This is a genomic window from Pseudomonas sp. GW456-E7, from assembly GCF_059424105.1.
On record NZ_JBWKZB010000002.1, the window covers coordinates 66,432 to 83,705 of the forward strand.

General features: G+C 59.9%; 17 protein-coding genes. 6 read left to right on the top strand and 11 right to left on the bottom strand.

Going from position 1 to position 17,274, the window contains the following annotated elements; all coding sequences use genetic code 11:
* Nucleotides 1-12: 12 nt before the first annotated feature.
* From AC07YV_RS01810 to AC07YV_RS01845, 8 genes are all read right to left on the bottom strand, one after another.
* The gene (locus AC07YV_RS01810; protein WP_102699456.1) at nt 13-1,584 is read right to left on the bottom strand and encodes a flagellar hook-associated protein 3; all 1,572 of its coding nucleotides are present in this window, start codon (nt 1,582-1,584) and stop codon (nt 13-15) included.
* Between the two features lie 13 nt (nt 1,585-1,597).
* Nucleotides 1,598-3,643, bottom strand: coding sequence for a flagellar hook-associated protein FlgK (gene flgK / locus AC07YV_RS01815; RefSeq protein ID WP_102699457.1), 2,046 nt, complete (start codon nt 3,641-3,643; stop codon nt 1,598-1,600).
* 23 nt (nt 3,644-3,666) lie between these two features.
* Nucleotides 3,667-4,953 carry a flagellar assembly peptidoglycan hydrolase FlgJ gene (gene flgJ, locus AC07YV_RS01820; protein ID WP_102699458.1) on the bottom strand — a complete coding sequence of 429 codons (1,287 nt, stop codon included), beginning with the start codon at nt 4,951-4,953 and terminating at the stop codon, nt 3,667-3,669.
* 11 nt (nt 4,954-4,964) lie between these two features.
* Nucleotides 4,965-6,074, bottom strand: coding sequence for a flagellar basal body P-ring protein FlgI (locus tag AC07YV_RS01825; RefSeq protein ID WP_102699459.1), 1,110 nt, complete (start codon nt 6,072-6,074; stop codon nt 4,965-4,967).
* Nucleotides 6,075-6,092: 18 nt separating this feature from the next.
* On the bottom strand, nt 6,093-6,788 hold the full coding sequence (flgH, locus tag AC07YV_RS01830; protein ID WP_102699460.1) for a flagellar basal body L-ring protein FlgH: 696 nt from the start codon (nt 6,786-6,788) through the stop codon (nt 6,093-6,095).
* Between the two features lie 52 nt (nt 6,789-6,840).
* Nucleotides 6,841-7,626, bottom strand: coding sequence for a flagellar basal-body rod protein FlgG (gene flgG, locus AC07YV_RS01835; RefSeq protein WP_007975316.1), 786 nt, complete (start codon nt 7,624-7,626; stop codon nt 6,841-6,843).
* A gap of 45 nt (nt 7,627-7,671) precedes the next feature.
* Complete coding sequence (locus AC07YV_RS01840; protein ID WP_015096283.1) at nt 7,672-8,412, bottom strand: flagellar basal body rod protein FlgF; 741 nt, start codon at nt 8,410-8,412, stop codon at nt 7,672-7,674.
* Nucleotides 8,413-8,676: 264 nt separating this feature from the next.
* Entirely contained in the window at nt 8,677-10,239 is a 1,563-nt protein-coding gene (locus AC07YV_RS01845) for a sigma-54-dependent phenylalanine hydroxylase transcriptional regulator PhhR (protein WP_007975313.1), read from the bottom strand.
* 408 nt (nt 10,240-10,647) lie between these two features.
* On the opposite strand from AC07YV_RS01845, the gene phhA reads away from it, so the two are divergent.
* The 6 genes from phhA to AC07YV_RS01875 all read left to right on the top strand — a co-directional run bounded on the left by phhA (nt 10,648) and on the right by AC07YV_RS01875 (nt 15,043).
* Nucleotides 10,648-11,433, top strand: coding sequence for a phenylalanine 4-monooxygenase (phhA, locus tag AC07YV_RS01850; protein ID WP_008001807.1), 786 nt, complete (start codon nt 10,648-10,650; stop codon nt 11,431-11,433).
* A gap of 105 nt (nt 11,434-11,538) precedes the next feature.
* A complete protein-coding gene (locus AC07YV_RS01855; protein ID WP_007975310.1) occupies nt 11,539-11,895 on the top strand; it encodes a 4a-hydroxytetrahydrobiopterin dehydratase in 357 nt (118 codons plus the stop codon).
* Nucleotides 11,895-13,088, top strand: a complete 1,194-nt coding sequence (locus AC07YV_RS01860; RefSeq protein WP_102699462.1) for an amino acid aminotransferase — start codon at nt 11,895-11,897, stop codon at nt 13,086-13,088. Before AC07YV_RS01855 ends, AC07YV_RS01860 begins: the two co-directional genes overlap by 1 nt.
* A gap of 264 nt (nt 13,089-13,352) precedes the next feature.
* Nucleotides 13,353-13,484, top strand: a complete 132-nt coding sequence (locus AC07YV_RS01865) for a hypothetical protein (RefSeq protein ID WP_015096286.1) — start codon at nt 13,353-13,355, stop codon at nt 13,482-13,484.
* A gap of 74 nt (nt 13,485-13,558) precedes the next feature.
* Nucleotides 13,559-13,756 (top strand): hypothetical protein, encoded by a 198-nt coding sequence (locus AC07YV_RS01870; RefSeq protein ID WP_102699463.1) that lies wholly within the window; start codon nt 13,559-13,561, stop codon nt 13,754-13,756.
* A gap of 99 nt (nt 13,757-13,855) precedes the next feature.
* Nucleotides 13,856-15,043 (top strand): MFS transporter, encoded by a 1,188-nt coding sequence (locus AC07YV_RS01875; RefSeq protein WP_102699464.1) that lies wholly within the window; start codon nt 13,856-13,858, stop codon nt 15,041-15,043.
* 63 nt (nt 15,044-15,106) lie between these two features.
* Here AC07YV_RS01875 and AC07YV_RS01880 read toward each other — a convergent pair whose 3' ends face one another.
* From AC07YV_RS01880 to arfB, 3 genes are all read right to left on the bottom strand, one after another.
* Nucleotides 15,107-15,376 carry a hypothetical protein gene (locus tag AC07YV_RS01880; RefSeq protein WP_102699465.1) on the bottom strand — a complete coding sequence of 90 codons (270 nt, stop codon included), beginning with the start codon at nt 15,374-15,376 and terminating at the stop codon, nt 15,107-15,109.
* Entirely contained in the window at nt 15,370-16,422 is a 1,053-nt protein-coding gene (locus tag AC07YV_RS01885) for a hypothetical protein (protein ID WP_102699466.1), read from the bottom strand. The genes AC07YV_RS01880 and AC07YV_RS01885 overlap by 7 nt, the downstream gene beginning before the upstream one ends.
* Before the next feature lie 244 nt (nt 16,423-16,666).
* Nucleotides 16,667-17,080, bottom strand: a complete 414-nt coding sequence (arfB, locus tag AC07YV_RS01890) for an alternative ribosome rescue aminoacyl-tRNA hydrolase ArfB (RefSeq protein ID WP_102699467.1) — start codon at nt 17,078-17,080, stop codon at nt 16,667-16,669.
* Nucleotides 17,081-17,274: the final 194 nt, after the last annotated feature.

Sequence of the window (17,274 nt, forward strand, 5' to 3'; positions counted from 1 at the left end):
GCCCGAGCACCGTCAGATCTTGTTGAACAGGCCCAGCTGGGAGATCTTGCTGAACGCCAGCTGTGCAGCCTGCAACATGGTCTGCTGCAAGGTCAGGCGGGTCATGACTTCAGCCGGGTCCGAATCGCGAATCGACGACTGGCTCGCGGCGTTCGCCAGGGTCAGGCTTTCGTTGGTCGCGGTCTGGTTATCCAGCGCCTGACCGCGCGCACCGATGGTGGTGATGGCCGAGCCGATCTGGTTGGCCGCACTGTCGATGTTGCCCATTCCCGATTCCATCGCGCCGAGAAACTTCTGCTTGGCCACCGCGTCGCCGTCGATTGGCGTGTTCAGCGCAGTCATCATCTGGCCGAGGGTGTCGAGCACGTTCTGGGTCTGATGGTTGTTGGACTGAATCACGAACTGGTCGCCGGACGTCGGAGCGCCACCGCCCAGGGCAAAGGTCACGCCCGCGGCGGTCGCATTGCCGCCGGATACGGTGCCCGACGACACAGGCTTGCTGTCGGCGGTGATCGGCGCCGCATACAGGTCGAAAGCGGTGGCACTGGTGAACTTGAGGATCGCCCCGCCCGACGGGAAGGCGTTGGTGTACGCCGTCGGGTCCGTCACGCTGGAACCGGTGATGACCGCGGTCGACGCGTTCCCGGCGCTGCGCGACGTGTTGAAGGTGTCCGACGTGGAGGACAGGTTGAAACTGTGACCGGCGATCACCGCATCCGGGTTGGTATCACCGGACTTGAGGTTGATGTTCAGCTTCAGGTCAATGCCACGGAAACTCACCGTCTGGTTGGCCCCGTTGGCGTTGCTGATGACACCGTTCTGGCTGGCTTCGGCGGTCACGTCGTTACCCAGCGAGTCGGTGATCTTCAGCTGGGTGCTGCTGAGGAAGCTGACGGTGTAGGGCTGGCCGCCGGTGAATTTCGCGTTGTAGGTGGAGCTGGTGCCGACCGTGCCGTTGGACAGCACCACGCGCCCGTCATCCACCGCCGGAGCGGTCAGGGTGGTCTGGGTGCGATTGGTATTGATGGTCTGCTGGAAAGCATCCCAGCCAGTGGTGTTGGTCCCGACCGTCATGCCATCGCCAATGCCGAGGTCGACGGTGGTCTGGTCGCCGTTGTAGCTGTAGGTACCGTCCGAGTTCTGCGAGTAAGGCGCGGTGTCGGTTTTCGAACCGGAGAACAGGTAGTTGCCGTTCGCGTCCTTGGCGTTCATCAGGCCCAGCACTTGTTGCTGGATCTGCCCCAGCTCCGACGCATAAGCCTTGCGGTCCGCGTCGGTGGCAATGCCGTTGCTGGCGGCGAGGGCCAATTCCTTGGCGCGCTGCAAGGCCGTACCGATGGCGTTGAGCGTCGTTTCCTGCAGGCTCAACGCATTCTTGGTGCTGCTGATATTGGTGCCGTACTGATCAAGCATCGCGCTCTGCTGGCCCAGTTGCAGCAAACGACCGGCGCCGATCGGATCATCGGCGGCAGTATTGATGCGGGTCAGGCTGCTGGCTTCATTGCTGGTTGCGATGGCCTTGTTGAAGTTGCGCTGGTAATTGGCAGCGGTGATTTCGTAATACTGGGCGGTGGAAATGCGCATGAATTACGACTCCTTAAAGGCTGTTGATCAGCGTGGTGAAAATTTCCTGCGCAGCCTTGATGATCTGCGAAGACGCGGTGTAGTACTGCTGGTACTTGACCAGGTTGCCGGTTTCTTCGTCCAGGTCTACCCCGGAATTCGAATCCCGTGCCCCTTTGGCATTGGCCAGGATCGCCGTGGTGGCTTCGCTGTCGGACTTGCCCTGGGCTGCCTTGGCGCCGACGTTGGTCACCAGCTTGTTGTAGGCGTCGGTCAGGCTGATGCCCTTGCTCGCCGTGCCGGTGTCTACGGTCTGTTTGGTTTGCAATCCGACCAGCGCTTGGGCGTTGCGGTTGTCCGAAGACGCCGCGCCGGTCAGGTTGATGGTGAAGCTTTCGCCGCTGGCCGGCGTGGCGCCGACCGTGGTCTGCACGGTGAAGGTCTTCTGCACGGCCGGCGTGACACTGGTGTCCATGACCGGCGCACCACTGGCATCGACCATGCCCACTTTCAGGTTCAAGGTGTTGCTCTGGCCGGGAACGATGGTGCCGGTGCCGATCGAGTTACCCTTGGCATCGACCATGTTGTAGCTCTGGCTACCGCCACTGGCGCCGCCGAAAACCAGTTTGACCGGCGTCGAGTACTTGAGCGCGGTCTGCATTTCCGCCTGGGCCGCCGGGTTGTAGATGTCGAGGGTGCTGGTCAGCGTCGGCTGGGTGTAGGTGCCGGTGTTGTTGGCACTGGTCACGCCGGTCAGGGGGGCTGCGGCCGCGATTTTTTTCGGGTCGGTGAGCACGGTCTGGATACCGGCCGCCGCGCCGCGGGTCGGTGTCACTTTGAACGAATCGCCGGCGCTCAGCGCACCGCCGTTCAGGTTCAGGCTGAAGCCGTCGATCACCGGAGCCGGGGTCGTGGTGGTGCTGAACGCCCCCATGTCGGTGCCGTCCGAGCGCTTGACGGTGTAGTTGGTCGCGCTGGTGAACGTCACCTGATAGTCGCTGGTGGTCAGCTTGCCGGTGTCCTTGATGGTGACATCCAGGTTGCCGGAGCCGGCACTGTTGCCCGCCGCCGCAATGCTGCGCTGACTGATCAGCGCGGCACTGTTGATGTTGCTGAAGATCGCCGCGCCGAAATCACCGTTCTTGTCGATGCCCTGCGCCTGCTGGCGATTGATCTGGTCCGCCACCACCAGTGCCACGCGCCCCAGCTCATTGAGCGACGGGTCGAGCACTTCCTTGCGGTAGGTCAGCAGGCCACCGATTTCACCGCCGCTGACCACCGAGGTCACGTCGATGGTGCTGGAGCCACGGTTGAGCTGCAGCGCCATGCGCGATGGATCTTCCTTGCCCGGCACGGTTTGCAGGGTGTTGGTGGTGTTGCCGACCACCAATGGCTGACCGCTGCCGATGTAGACGTCGTAGCTGTTGCCGCGCTCGACCACCTGGGTGCCGACCAGTGCGGACAGTTGGCGCACGGCTTCGGTGCGCGCGTCCAGCAGGTCGTTCGGCTGGCTGCTGCCGGTGGAGAGCTCGGAAATTTTCTGGTTGAGCGTGGCGATCGTGGTGGACAGCTTGTTCACCTGATCCGCCATGTCACCGAGGCTGCCGTTCAGGTTGGTGTTCTGATCGTTCAACTGCTTGGCAATCGAATTGAAGCGCGCGGACAAGGCCTGCGCACCGGTCAGCACCGACTGGCGCGAGGTGTCGTCGGTGGCCGAGGTCGAAACGCCCTGCATCGAGGTGAAGAACTTTTGCAGTACGCCGGTCAGCCCGGTGTTGCTATCGGAAAGCGTGGCGTCCAGCGGAGTGGCCTGGGCGTTGTACGACGCCGCCTCACTGTCGAGCGAGGTGGCGGTACGCAGCTGCGAATCGAGATAGGAGTTGTACACGCGGCGCACATCGGCCAGCGTCGTGCCGGTGCCGATGAACACGTTGCCGTACTGAATCGAGCCTTTGGTGCCCTGCACAGTTTGCTGGCGCGAGTACCCGGCGGTGTCGACGTTGGCAATGTTGTTGCCGGTCGTCACCAACGAGTTATGGCCAGCACTGAGCCCCGACATCCCGATATTGAGCAAACTCATGTTTCAGACCTTATACCTTGTGCCTATAAAGGCGTGGTGGAAACGCCCGCCGCAGCGTAGTTCTGGTAACTCGTCATCTGCTTGGCTATCTGCGAAATCTTGCTCGCGTAGTCCGGGTCGGTTGCGTAACCGGCCTTCTGCAACTCGCGTACAAACTGTTCTGGGTTATCGGCCGACTTCACGACATCTTGATAGCGATTATTGGTCTGCAGCAAAGTCACAAGGTCATGGAAACTGTCCTTGTAGGAGTCGTAGGAACGGAACTCGGCCGTCTCCTTGACCATCTGCCCGTCTCTGAATTCGCTAGTGATCGCCCGCGCCGACCCGCCCTGCCAACTGCTGCCGGCCTTGATGCCGAACAGGTTGTGGCTGCTGCTGCCGTCCTGAGCACGCATGACCGACTTGCCCCAGCCGGTTTCCAGGGCCGCCTGGGCCACCAGGTAACGCGGATCGACGCCAATCCGCGCCGCCGCCTCCTTGGCCATCGGCAACATGGTGTTGACGAACTGGTCGGCGGAACTGAAGGCTTTCTTCGGGGGCGCCAGCGGAATCTGCGCCATGGCGCGACCGTAGATCTGCATGCCGCCAGTGGAGGCCTGCTGTGCGTTCGCCAGCCAGTCGCCGTTGTACAGCGGCCCCGAACCGGTGCTCGTGGCGCGCTCCGGCAGCTGCGTGCGGTTGATCGTCGTTGCAGCGGTCGTCGCCGAAGGCACCAGCCCGGCCAACAGACGATCAGCCAGTTTCGGCGGCAATGCCAGGCGTCGCTGATTGATCAGCGCCATGTCATTGCGATGACCACCCTCACCCGCCTCCTGCGGCGCATGGACCGAGCGCGAAGCCCACAACGGACGCTGGCCATTGACCCGCGACAGCGGCCCATTGATTGCCACCGTACCGGCCGCCACCGGCGTTTGCACGGCGGCTTTCGCGGCCTCTTGCTTGGCCAGAGACGCTGCGGCGGCTTCACCCGGCGCCAGCGGTTTGTTCTTCGACATCTGGCGCATCAACACGTCAGCCAGGCCGATACCACCGCCCTCGCGGGACATGGAAACGGCCAGTTGCTGGTCGTACATTTCCTGATATTGCTTGGCCGCCGGGGTGTTCATCGGATTGTCCTGGCCCAGCGCGTCAGTGGCCGAACGCATGGACTTGAGCATTTCCCCGATGAACAGCGACTCGAACTCCTGCGCCACCTTGCGCAGGTTGCCGTCGCTGTTCTTGTCGCCGACCTTGAGCTGATTCAGACGATTGAGGTCCGAGTAGGAACCCGAATCGCTGCTGCTGACCAGACCGCTCTTGCGCATATCCACGATGGCCGTCCTCAGATTACGATCAGGTCGGCTTGCAGGGCGCCGGCCTGCTTCAGCGCTTCGAGGATGGCCATCAGGTCACCCGGTGCCGCGCCGACCTGATTCACCGCCCGCACGATCTCGTCGAGGGTGGTGCCAGGGCCGAACTTGAACATCGGCTTGGCTTCCTGCTGGGCATTGACCTGCGAACGCGGCACCACCGCCGTCGTGCCATTGGACAGAGGGCCGGGCTGGCTGACGATCGGGTCTTCGGTGATGGTCACGGTCAGGCTGCCATGGGTCACGGCGGCCGGGGAAACCTTGACGTTCTGGCCGATCACGATGGTGCCGGTACGGGAGTTGATGATGACTTTCGCCACCGCCTGGCCCGGATCGATCTCGAGGTTTTCCAGGATCGACAGGTAGTCGACCCGCTGGCTTGGATCGAGCGGCGCGGTGACGCGAATCGAACCGCCGTCGATGGCCTGGGCCACGCCAGGGCCGAGCATGTTGTTGATCTTGTCGACGATGCGCTTGGCCGTGGTGAAGTCGGAACGGTTGAGGTTCAGCGTCAGGCTGTTGCCCTGGTTGAAACCGCTCGGCACCGCGCGCTCCACCGATGCACCACCGGGGATGCGCCCGGCCGACGGAACGTTGACGGTGATCTTCGAGCCGTCGCGCCCTTCCGCATCGAAACCGCCGACCACCAGGTTGCCCTGGGCCACCGCATAGACGTTGCCGTCGATCCCCTTGAGCGGCGTCAGCAGCAAGGTGCCGCCGCGCAAGCTCTTGGAGTTGCCGATGGAGGAAACAGTGATGTCGACCTGCTGCCCCGGCTTGGCAAACGCCGGCAGATCGGCGCTGATCGACACGGCCGCCACGTTCTTCAACTGCACGTTGCCCGAACCCGGCGGCACCTTGATGCCGAACTGCGAGAGCATGTTGTTGAAGGTCTGCAGGGTGAACGGGGTCTGCGTCGTCTGGTCGCCGGTGCCGTTAAGCCCGACCACCAGGCCGTAGCCGATCAACTGGTTGGAACGCACGCCGGAAATACTGGCGATGTCCTTCAGGCGCTCGGCTTGAACGTTGAACGCTGCGGACATCAGGAACGCAGCCATCATGAGACTTCTGAAATTCAACATGCTCAACTGGAAAGCCACCTAGAAAGGGAACAGCGGGCTGAGGAAGAAACGGTCGAACCAGCCTGGCTGACTCGCATCGGCAAACGAACCGGTGCCCGAGTAGGTGATGCGTGCATCGGCGACACGGGTCGACGACACGGTGTTGTCGGTCGAGATGTCATCGGCGCGAACCAGGCCGGCGATCCGCACCAGCTCATCGCCGGTGTTGAGGGTCATCCACTTCTCGCCGCGCACCGCGATGATGCCGTTGGGCAACACATCGGCAACGGTCACGGTGATCGAACCGGTCAGGGTGTTGCCCTGCGCCGCCTTGCTGTCACCCTTGGTCGCGCGGTCACCTTCGTAGCTGGCACTCAGGCTCAGGTCGCCATCGCCGAACGGGTTGTTGGTGGTGGCGCTGCTGCCGAACAGCGAACTCAGGCCGATGTTGGCCTTGCTGTTCTTGCCGATTTGCGAGTTGGCGTTTTTGCTGGCCTGGGTCCTTTCGTTCAGGGTGATGGTGATGATGTCACCGACCCGGAACGCCTTGCGGTCGCTGTAGAGGTTCTGTTCGAAACCGGCCTGATAGATCGAGCCATTGTTCGCGGCCGCCGGCAACGGCGTACGCGGCAACACCGGAGCGTAGTAAGGGTCATTGGGCTTGGGCGTCGAAGGCACGCAACCTGCGAGCGCGGCGATCCCACTCAGTGCCAGAACAGATACATAGCGATTCATGACCCTACCTCACGGTGTTGCAGGCAGCCTCATGGCCGCCCCATAGACTTGATTACAGATTCTGCGTTACGAACGAGAGCATCTGGTCGGCGGTGGAGATCACCTTGGAGTTCATCTCGTAGGCGCGCTGGGTGGTGATCATGTTGACCATCTCCTCAACGGTGCTGACGTTGGACGTTTCCAGGGTGTTCTGCAGCGTGGTGCCGAAACCGTTCAGGCCCGGTGTGCCAACTTGCGGCGCGCCACTGGCGGCGGTTTCCAGGAACAGGTTGTTGCCCACTGCCTGCAGGCCGGCCGGGTTGATGAAGTCGGCGGTCTGCAGGTTGCCGATCACCTGGGCAGCCGGGTTGCCGGCAACGGTGATGGACACGGTGCCGTCGCGGCCGACGGTGAAGGTCTGCGCGTCGTTCGGAATGACAATCGCCGGCTCCAGGGCAAAGCCGCTGGCATTGACGATCTGGCCGTTGGAGTCCAGGTGGAAGGTACCGTCACGGGTGTAGGACGTGGTGCCGTCCGGTTGCAGGATCTGGAAGAAACCGCGACCGTCGATGGCCATGTCCAGTGGCTGCTCGGTGGTTTGCAGGCTGCCGGCGGTGAAGTTCTTCTGGGTGCCGACGATGCGCACACCGGTACCCAGTTGCAGACCCGACGGCAGTTCGCTGTCCTGGGTCGACTGGGCACCTGGCTGACGCTTGATCTGGTAGAGCAGGTCCTGGAACTCGGCGCGGTCACGTTTGAAACCCGTGGTCGACACGTTCGCCAGGTTGTTGGAAATGGTGGTCAGGTTGGTGTCCTGGGCGGACAGACCTGTTTTGGCAACCCATAGAGCCGGAAGCATTCGATTCTCCTCGTGCGCCTGTTTTACGGCGCGACGTTCTGGTGATTAGCTGATCTGCAAGACCCGAGCCATGGCCTGGTCATCGTCTTTGGCGGTGTTCATCATCTTGATGTGCAGCTCGAACTGCTTGGACAGGGCCAGTACCGAGGTCATCTCTTCCACGGCATTGACGTTGCTCGACTCGAGGAACCCGGACACCAGCTTGACGTCGGCATCGGCCTGCGCCGGTTTGCCATCCTTGGTGTGGATCGAACCATCCAGGCCCTTGGTCATGTTCTTCAGGTCCGGGTTGACCAGCTTGATGCGGTCCACTTCAGCCATCACCCGCGGACCTTCGCCCATCGCGCGGATGCTGATGGTGCCGTCCTCGCCGACTTCGATCTGCTGCTCCGGCGGCACGGCAATCGGCCCGCCATTGCCCATGACCGGCATGCCGTTGCCGGCACGCAGCACGCCCAGGGCGTCAACGTTCAGGCTGCCGGTGCGCACGTAGCTTTCACCGCCATCGGGATTCTGCACGGCAATCCAGCCGCCGCCTTGCACGGCAACGTCGAGGTCGCGGCCGGTTTCCACCAGTGAGCCCGGGGAGAAATCCGTGGCCGGGCGTTCGGACATGGCAAACGCACGCGCCGGAAAGCTGTCACCGAACACCGGCATCGAACGGGCCTGCTCCAGGTCTTTCTGGAAGCCGTTGGTGGAGATGTTCGCGAGGTTGTTGGCATGCGCCTTTTGCGCCAGTGCATTCTGGCTGGCGCCGGTCATTGCCACATAAAGGTACTTGTCCACACTCTTTCCTCTGCCTGCCGGACGTTTGCCGCCCACTGCTGTGTTGCTGAGCCATAAGCAATTTGCAGACCAACTTGTTTTTGGCGGCGCGAGGCCCGGCAAACAGGGGACTTTGAGGAATTAAGAGGGGATGGGGGATTTGTACCAGAGACGAAAAACCGGCGGTGTCATGCCGCTTCGCGGCAATGGATCAAAAGATCGCAGCCTGCGGCAGCTCCTACAGAGATCGATGTAGGAGCTGCCGCAGGCTGCGATCTTTTGATCTCAAGTGCTGCTGTCCTTGCCCACCTCATAATCGCGCAGCTTGTTGGCAATAGTGGTATGCGAAACCCCCAACCGCTTGCCCAGTTGCCGACTGCTCGGATGCTCGGAATACAGCCGCTCCAGCACAGCTTTTTCGAAACGCCCGACAATCTCGTCGAGCCCACCCTCCAGCGAAAAATCGCCAAGGGGCTGACGCACGCCATAATCCGGCAGGCGAATATGCTCGGCCTTGACCGTGCCGCCATCGCACAGGGAAACCGCCTGGAACAGCACGTTCTCCAGTTGCCGGACGTTGCCCGGCCAGTGGTAGTGGCTGAGCCGCTCCATGGCCGCCGGGGCGAGTTTCGGCAACGGGCATCCGATCTGCCGACTGGCCTGATCAAGGAAGTGCTCCACCAGCGGCGTCAAACCGTCGAGGCATTCGCGCAGCGGCGGGATGTGCAGGGACAACACATTCAAGCGGTGATAGAGGTCCTGGCGGAACTCGCCGCGCGCGCACAATTCGGACAGGTCGACCTGGGTCGCGCAGATCACTCGCACGTCGAGGTAGACCTCCTCGTCGCTGCCGACACGACGGAAGCAGCCGTCCTGCAAAAAGCGCAGCAATTTCACCTGCAAGCGCGGGCTCATTTCCCCGACGCCATCGAGAAACAGCGTACCGCCCGCCGTCAGCTCCAGCAGCCCGAGCTTGCCTTCGGCCCGTGCCCCTTCAAAGGCACCGGGGCCATAACCGAACAATTCCGTCTCGGCCATGGACTCCGGCAGCCCCGCGCAATTGAGCGCCATCAACGGCGACTGCCCACGCGGACTGGCCAGGTGGCAGGCCCGCGCCAGCAACTCTTTGCCGGTGCCGGTTTCGCCTTCTATCAATAGCGGCGCATCCAGCGGCGCCATGCGCCGCGCTTCGCGCACCACCGCGGCCATCACTTTCGAGCTCTGGAAGATGCTGTCGAAACCACGCAATTCCTGCTTGCGCACGTTGTAGATGCGCTCACCCACCCGGTCGGCGCGGTGCAGCGTCAGCACAGCACCGGCCATGGCCTCGCTGTCGTCATGCTCCGACTGCAAGGGCGCGATGTCGGCCAGGAACACGTCACCCTTGACCTTGACCCGCAGCCCGTTGATTCGCGACTTGTTGGCGCGCACCAGTTCCGGCAAATCGAAATCCTCGGCGTAGCGCGACAGGGGAATACCCGGCACCTCGTCGACCCGCACACCCAGCAACTGCGCCGCTGCCCGGTTGGCCGCGACGATGGAACCGCCCATGTCGATCGACAGCACCGGAAACTCCAGCGCACCGAGCAGGGCATTGAGTTCCATGTGCCGACGCTCGCTGGGCATCAGCCCTACACGCTTGACGCCGAAGACCCCGGCAATCGCTTCGAATTTCGGACGCAAGGCCTGGAACTGAATGTTGATCAGGTTCGGGCAATGCAGGTAGATGGCGTTGCCATGCTCACCCCCCACCTCGCCGCGGGCCACGTTGATCCCGTACTCCACCAGCAGGTTGAGAATGTCGCGCAGGATGCCGATGCGGTTCTGGCAGTGGACTTTGATACGCATGAAAAAGGCCTGAAAAAGCGATGATTGAGATTGTGACGCCTGGCGCGCAACCTGTGGGAGCGGGCTTGCTCGCGAAGGCATTCGCACAGCCAACTTTGATGTATCAGACAAACCGCTTTCGCGAGCAAGCCCGCTCCCACAGGGGGTATTGCGGTGCGCGCTCGATCGCATTTTTCTTTCGAGGCGCTCAGATAGTCGTCAAGATTATGTGACAGGCAAAGGGTTTTTCAAACCGGTAAATCTCAATAGCTGCGCGACCACGCACCATTCGTAACGAAAACTTTACGAATATCGGGGGATTTTCCTACGCTTGACGCCGATCACCTGCTGCAACAGTGCAATCCTTGGGGTATTTCTAGGTCCATAGCAGTACATAACAAGAACGAAATCCCCTAGCAGGAGAGCAGTATGAAGCAGACGCAATACGTGGCTCGCGAGCCCGATGCGCAAGGTTTTATCGACTACCCCGCCGAAGAACACGCGGTGTGGAACACGCTGATCACTCGCCAACTGAAAGTGATCGAAGGGCGTGCGTGCCAGGAGTACCTGGACGGTATCGAAAAACTCGGTCTGCCCCACGACCGCATTCCTCAACTCGGCGAAATCAACAAGGTCCTCGGTGAAACCACCGGCTGGCAGGTTGCCCGGGTTCCCGCACTGATTCCCTTCCAGACCTTTTTTGAATTGCTGGCCAGCAAACAGTTTCCGGTGGCGACTTTTATTCGTACCCGTGAAGAACTGGACTACCTGCAAGAGCCGGACATTTTCCACGAGATCTTCGGTCACTGCCCGCTGCTGACCAACCCCTGGTTCGCTGAATTCACCCACACCTACGGCAAGCTCGGCCTCAAGGCGTCCAAGGAAGAACGCGTATACCTGGCGCGCCTGTACTGGATGACCATCGAATTCGGCCTGGTCGATACCCCGCAAGGCCAGCGCATCTACGGCGGCGGCATCCTGTCCTCACCGAAAGAGACCGTCTACTGCCTGTCGAACGAGCCTGAACACCAAGCCTTCGACCCGCTGGAATGCATGCGCACGCCGTACCGCATCGACATCCTGCAACCCCTGTATTTCGTTCTGCCGAACCTCAAGCGCCTGTTCGACCTGGCCCACGAAGACATCATGGGCATGGTCAAGCAAGCGATGCAGATGGGTCTGCACACGCCGAAATTTCCCCCAAAGGCCGCGTGAACCGCGACTTTTGCTGACAAGTGAGTCTGTCAGTCACCGTCGCTTTGGTTTAGCGTGACGGCACTGTCGACCGATATAAAAACACTCGATTACAGGAAACACACCATGTCCACTTTGAACCAAGCCCATTGCGAAGCCTGCCGCGCCGACGCCCCACAAGTCAGCGACGAAGAACTGCCGATCCTGATCAAGCAGATCCCGGACTGGAACATCGAAGTACGCGACAGCATCATGCAGCTGGAAAAGGTCTTCCTGTTCAAGAACTTCAAGCACGCCCTGGCGTTCACCAACGCCGTCGGCGAGATCTCCGAGGCTGAAGGCCATCACCCAGGCCTGCTGACCGAGTGGGGCAAAGTGACCGTGACCTGGTGGAGCCACTCGATCAAGGGCCTGCACCGCAACGACTTCATCATGGCCGCGCGCACTGACGAAGTAGCCAAGGATGCTGAGGGGCGCAAGTAATGCACTTCGACGCCATCGGCCGAGTGCCCGGCGACCCGATTCTGGGCTTGATGGAGGCCTACGCGCAGGACCCGAACCCGCGCAAGTTCGATCTGGGCGTGGGTGTCTACAAGGACGCCCAGGGCCTGACGCCGATTCTCGAGTCGGTGAAACTTGCCGAGCAGCGCCTGGTGGACGGCCAGTCCACCAAGACCTACATCGGTGGTCACGGCGAACCGGCGTTCGGCAAGGCGATCAATGAGCTGGTGCTAGGCGCCGACTCGAAGCTGATCAGCGCACAACGCGCCGGCGCCACCCAGACTCCGGGCGGCACCGGGGCCTTGCGCCTGAGTGCGGACTTCATCGCCCAGTGCCTGCCGGGGCGCGGCGTCTGGTTGAGCAACCCGACCTGGCCGATCCACGAAAGCATTTTCGCGGCCGCCAAGGTCAAGGTCAGCCATTACCCCTACGTCGGCAGCGACAACCGTCTGGACGTCGACGGCATGCTGGCAGTGCTCAACGAAGCGCCCAAGGGTGACGTGGTGTTGCTGCACGCCTGCTGCCACAACCCGACCGGTTTCGATCTGTCCCACGACGACTGGCAGAGGGTGCTGGAGGTAGTACGCAAGCGCGAATTGCTGCCACTGATCGACTTTGCGTATCAAGGATTCGGCGATGGCCTGGAGCAGGATGCCTGGTCGACCCGGCTGTTCGCCGCCGAGTTGCCGGAACTGCTGATCACCAGCTCTTGCTCGAAGAATTTCGGCCTCTACCGCGACCGCACCGGAGCGCTGATTGTCTGCGCGAAAAGCGCCGACAAGCTCACCGATATCCGCAGCCAGCTGGCCAACATCGCCCGCAACCTGTGGTCGACGCCGCCAGATCACGGTGCGGCTGTGGTCGCGACCATCCTCGGCGACCCGGAGTTGAAAAACCTCTGGGCTGATGAGGTGGAAGGGATGCGCCTGCGTATCGCTCAACTGCGCAGCGGTCTGGTGGAAGCACTGGAGCCTCACGGTTTGCGCGAGCACTTTGCGCACATTGGCGTGCAACGCGGGATGTTTTCCTACACCGGCCTTTCACCTGAGCAAGTGAAGAACCTGCGGGATCATCACAGCGTGTACATGGTCAGCTCGGGCCGCGCCAACGTCGCAGGCATCGATGCCACGCGCCTGGATCTGCTGGCCGAGGCGATTGCCGCAGTCTGCAAATAACACCACCAAACCCTGTGGGAGCGAGCTTGCTCGCGATGAGGCCATAACATTCAACATCTCTGTTGACTGTCAGGCCGCTATCGCGAGCAAGCTCGCTCCCACATTTGTTTTGTGTCGCTCTTCCAGTCATGTCTAGACAATCCCATCCGTCGAAACAAATGGATATAAAAGTCCGTTTGTCATTTTCAGTGCTGTATCCTGCCCAGGCTTTTTCAAAGCGCGGATCTACCAGATCTATCAACAGACTTAGCGAGGAGCGCAACCATGCACGAGATTCCTAATCTCCCCTTCCCAAGCCTGCACGTACCTGAGCAGACGACCACGCAACAAGCCGGCGCCCAACAGCCCGAGCCGAAAGAAGCCACTGACCGCCGCCAGGCTGACAGCGAAGACTGAAACACCCGCCGTACAGACCGTGTGGAAAGCGCTAACATGCGCTTTCCACACTGCCTGAAACGCGAGCCCGCACCATGACCGATGAACTCAGCGAAACCTTTGATGAAAAGCAGGCCAGCGTCCTGATTGGCACCGCCGAAAAAATGATCGAGATCTGGAATCGCCTCTCCCCCGAAAAACAAGCCGCCTTGCTCGCCCGTTTCGGCACCCAGGAAAATGCGCTGGCCGCCCTGGTCACTACGCAACTGGTTGCTCCCGTCAAAGCTGAATGACGCCGCCCGGCAAATAGTTTTACTTTTTCACAACCAACGACCGTCCACACCGCTATCATAAGCAGCCTATCTATCCTGCTTTACCGTGGACCTTTACCCATGCCTGAAAACCAGCGCCCCCTGGCGGTCACGCTGCAAGTCGTTTCCATCGTCCTTTTCACCTTCATCGGCTACCTGAACATCGGCATTCCCCTGGCCGTATTGCCCGGTTACGTCCACAGCGACCTGGGCTTCGGCGCGGTGATCGCGGGCCTGGTGATCAGCGTGCAATACCTGGCCACCCTGCTCAGCCGCCCCTATGCCGGGAAGATCATCGACAACAAGGGCAGCAAACTGGCAGTGATGTATGGCCTGGCCGGTTGCGGCCTGAGCGGCGTGTTCATGTTGATCTCGGCCTGGACCCAGAGCCTGCCGACCTTGAGCCTGATCAGCCTGTTGATCGGCCGTCTGGTTCTCGGCAGCGCGGAAAGCCTGGTGGGCTCGGGTTCGATTGGCTGGGGTATCGGCCGGGTCGGCGCGGCGAACACGGCCAAGGTCATCTCCTGGAACGGTATCGCCAGCTACGGCGCACTGGCCGTCGGCGCGCCCCTGGGTGTGTTGATCGTCCATCAACTGGGTTTGTGGAGCATGGGCGTGAGCATTGTGCTGCTGGCCGTGCTCGGCCTGCTGCTGGCCTGGCCGAAAACCGCCGCGCCGATCGTTGCCGGTGAGCGCCTGCCGTTCATGCATGTGCTCGGGCGTGTCTTCCCCCACGGCTGTGGCCTGGCCCTGGGCTCCATCGGCTTTGGCACCATCGCCACCTTCATCACCCTGTATTACGCCACGCAACACTGGGACAACGCAGTGCTGTGCCTGAGCCTGTTCGGCGCCAGCTTCATCGGCGCGCGCCTGCTGTTCGGCAACCTGATCAACCGTCTCGGCGGCTTTCGCGTCGCCATTGCCTGCCTGTCGGTGGAAACCCTGGGCTTGCTGTTGCTGTGGCTGGCACCTGATGCGCATTGGGCATTGGCCGGTGCGGCACTGAGCGGCTTCGGCTTTTCGCTGGTGTTTCCGGCGCTCGGCGTGGAGGCGGTCAACCTGGTGCCCGCCTCAAGTCGTGGCGCAGCCGTCGGCGCCTATTCGCTGTTCATCGATTTGTCGCTGGGGATCACCGGCCCACTGGCCGGGGCCATTGCGGCCGGCTTCGGTTTCGCTTCGATTTTCCTGTTTGCTGCCATTGCCTCGCTGAGTGGTTTGATCCTGAGTTTGTATTTGTACCGAATTGCGCCTAAACACCACTTTCAGTAATCGCGCACTATTGGCCATTCAGCCGATGCTGAACGGCCAATATACAACTTAAGTTCGTAGGCTTTAACCATGTAAACGGACGATGGCAAAGCTATCGGGCTCCCTATTTCGACTGGAAATAAAGATAATCTTTCGATCCTCCTGAACCACAAGATCATGAATAACTTCATCTTCCGGCAATAGCACCTTCCCTTGATCACCGAACGCCCTATCCCACCCCATATCCTGTTCAATACTGGCAATGAATGCTTGGCTTCCTTCTTCCCAACGAAAATAAGCATAACCCGCTACCACAACGGTTGACGCCAAATTATAAAGGACTGCTTTCAACACATAAATATCATTGAATTTTTCATCAATATACCCCCCCAACCTTGCCGCCCAAAATGAGGGTCCTCCTCACCATTCCGCCCGCGACGTTGAAGCTGGATATATAGATACTGCGGAACCCCATTATTCGAAGTGCCGACCATATAAAACTGAGAACGATCGTCTCGCTTTAGAATTACGTTTTTTACCGAAGGCACTCCATCATAATAACCATCGACTCCAAAATCAGAATCAACATTACCATCAGCATCATACCTACCGACAAACCAAGTTTTATCAAGATAACCCTCTGAAGCCGCGACGAGATAACTATCGCCTTGCCGAACCAAATCCTCTCCTGTGACTAAAACACTCAGACCTCGAGAAAATTCTCGCCACCCGCCATTACCAAACCTCTCGTCCAGCATACCGTTACTTTTGACTTTGACCAAAAACGCATTATCCCAACTGCTATTCTCTTCAAGCGTAGTCAGAAGCAATACGCCGCCATTGTCCAATAACTCCATAGCCCCGTGGTAGTCGCGGCCTTTGTCAGTCAGAACTTGCTCCGCCTTCTCAGTCTCTGAATTGGTATGAGCAACATCGTTCACGTCTGGACTCCACAGCATAACGCCTTTGTTGCCAAAACCCTCATCAAGCTTCCCATTCAAGTTAAATCGAGCCAATCCGCTAGCACGATTCAAGCCTTCTTTGCGAGCAAAGAACCCCACTACATACTTACGATGTTCGGAATCAAATTTTACGCTGTAGGGCTGCGCCAAACCCCAGTCTGGGAAAAACTCTGACAGTTTGAAAACAGCAGAACCTTCAACACCGAAGCTTTTATCAACACCGCCTCGCTCATCTAGCATACACAAGTAAGTTTTTTGCAGCTTTTCAGATGTTGCACCGCAAAGAATCCTGTGCGGATCAGTGAGAAGAGTTACGACCCGCGTTTGAAGACGCTGATTTTCTGCTCCATATAGATAGGCCTTACTGCGAACACCAAAAGAATTATCGGGAGTGCCACGCACGGTCTTTTTTTTACTGGGCTTAATTGAGTTTTTCATCTATTTTTGCTCGATTAAAAAACAGAGCTCAGTAAAACCTTCATCGCAATCCAGAACACCTGTCAAATATGACAGCGAGCTAGACCGATGAGCTATAAAAAATCAAAATTTTATTTCTGCAGTTTTTCACCTACACATGTATTTCGAAATCCGGGTTATTCATTTAAGTACGGTTTTTTTTGGGGGGGGGGAGATGAAAATACTCATTCCTGATGAAATGGAATAAATTCCAAGACTCCAGATCTTAAAAATCCACCTTGCCGCGCCCGGCCTTGATGTTGCCGCGCTTGGTCTTGGATTCGAGGCGGCGCTTCTTTGAACCGAGGGTCGGCTTGGTCGGGCGGCGCTTCTTTTCGACTTTGGTGGCGCTGAGGATCAGCTCGGTCAGTCGCTCCAGCGCGTCGGCACGGTTGGCTTCCTGCGTCCGATATTGCTGGGCCTTGATGATCAACACACCGTCGCTGGTGATGCGGCTGTCACGCAGCGCCAGCAGCCGCTCCTTGTAGAACTCGGGCAAGGACGACGCCGGAATGTCGAAGCGCAGGTGCACCGCGCTCGACACCTTGTTGACGTTCTGCCCGCCCGCGCCCTGGGCGCGAATGGCCGTCAACTCGATCTCGGCATCCGGCAGATGCACATTGTTGGAAATCACCAGCATGGAAAAGCGTCCGTATTCAGAGCGTGCAGGATACCGCGAAAGGGTCGGACAAACGCGATCCCTGTGGGAGCGAGCTTGCTCGCGATAGCAGTGTGTCAGGCAACGATGATGTCGACTGACACGGCCTCATCGCGAGCAAGCTCGCTCCCACAGGGTTTAATGTCCTGCCATGAATTCGATATCCACAAAAAACC

Bases quoted from the DNA above. Each gene is read 5' to 3' on its own strand.
- AC07YV_RS01810 (WP_102699456.1), bottom strand. From the start codon at position 1,584: ATGCGCATTTCCACCGCCCAGTATTACGAAATCACCGCTGCCAATTAC.
- flgK (WP_102699457.1), bottom strand. From the start codon at position 3,643: ATGAGTTTGCTCAATATCGGGATGTCGGGGCTCAGTGCTGGCCATAAC.
- AC07YV_RS01825 (WP_102699459.1), bottom strand. From the start codon at position 6,074: ATGTTGAATTTCAGAAGTCTCATGATGGCTGCGTTCCTGATGTCCGCA.
- flgH (WP_102699460.1), bottom strand. From the start codon at position 6,788: ATGAATCGCTATGTATCTGTTCTGGCACTGAGTGGGATCGCCGCGCTC.
- flgG (WP_007975316.1), bottom strand. From the start codon at position 7,626: ATGCTTCCGGCTCTATGGGTTGCCAAAACAGGTCTGTCCGCCCAGGAC.
- AC07YV_RS01845 (WP_007975313.1), bottom strand. From the start codon at position 10,239: ATGCGTATCAAAGTCCACTGCCAGAACCGCATCGGCATCCTGCGCGAC.
- phhA (WP_008001807.1), top strand. From the start codon at position 10,648: ATGAAGCAGACGCAATACGTGGCTCGCGAGCCCGATGCGCAAGGTTTT.
- AC07YV_RS01855 (WP_007975310.1), top strand. From the start codon at position 11,539: ATGTCCACTTTGAACCAAGCCCATTGCGAAGCCTGCCGCGCCGACGCC.
- AC07YV_RS01860 (WP_102699462.1), top strand. From the start codon at position 11,895: ATGCACTTCGACGCCATCGGCCGAGTGCCCGGCGACCCGATTCTGGGC.
- AC07YV_RS01865 (WP_015096286.1), top strand. From the start codon at position 13,353: ATGCACGAGATTCCTAATCTCCCCTTCCCAAGCCTGCACGTACCTGAG.
- AC07YV_RS01870 (WP_102699463.1), top strand. From the start codon at position 13,559: ATGACCGATGAACTCAGCGAAACCTTTGATGAAAAGCAGGCCAGCGTC.
- AC07YV_RS01875 (WP_102699464.1), top strand. From the start codon at position 13,856: ATGCCTGAAAACCAGCGCCCCCTGGCGGTCACGCTGCAAGTCGTTTCC.
- AC07YV_RS01885 (WP_102699466.1), bottom strand. From the start codon at position 16,422: ATGAAAAACTCAATTAAGCCCAGTAAAAAAAAGACCGTGCGTGGCACT.
- arfB (WP_102699467.1), bottom strand. From the start codon at position 17,080: ATGCTGGTGATTTCCAACAATGTGCATCTGCCGGATGCCGAGATCGAG.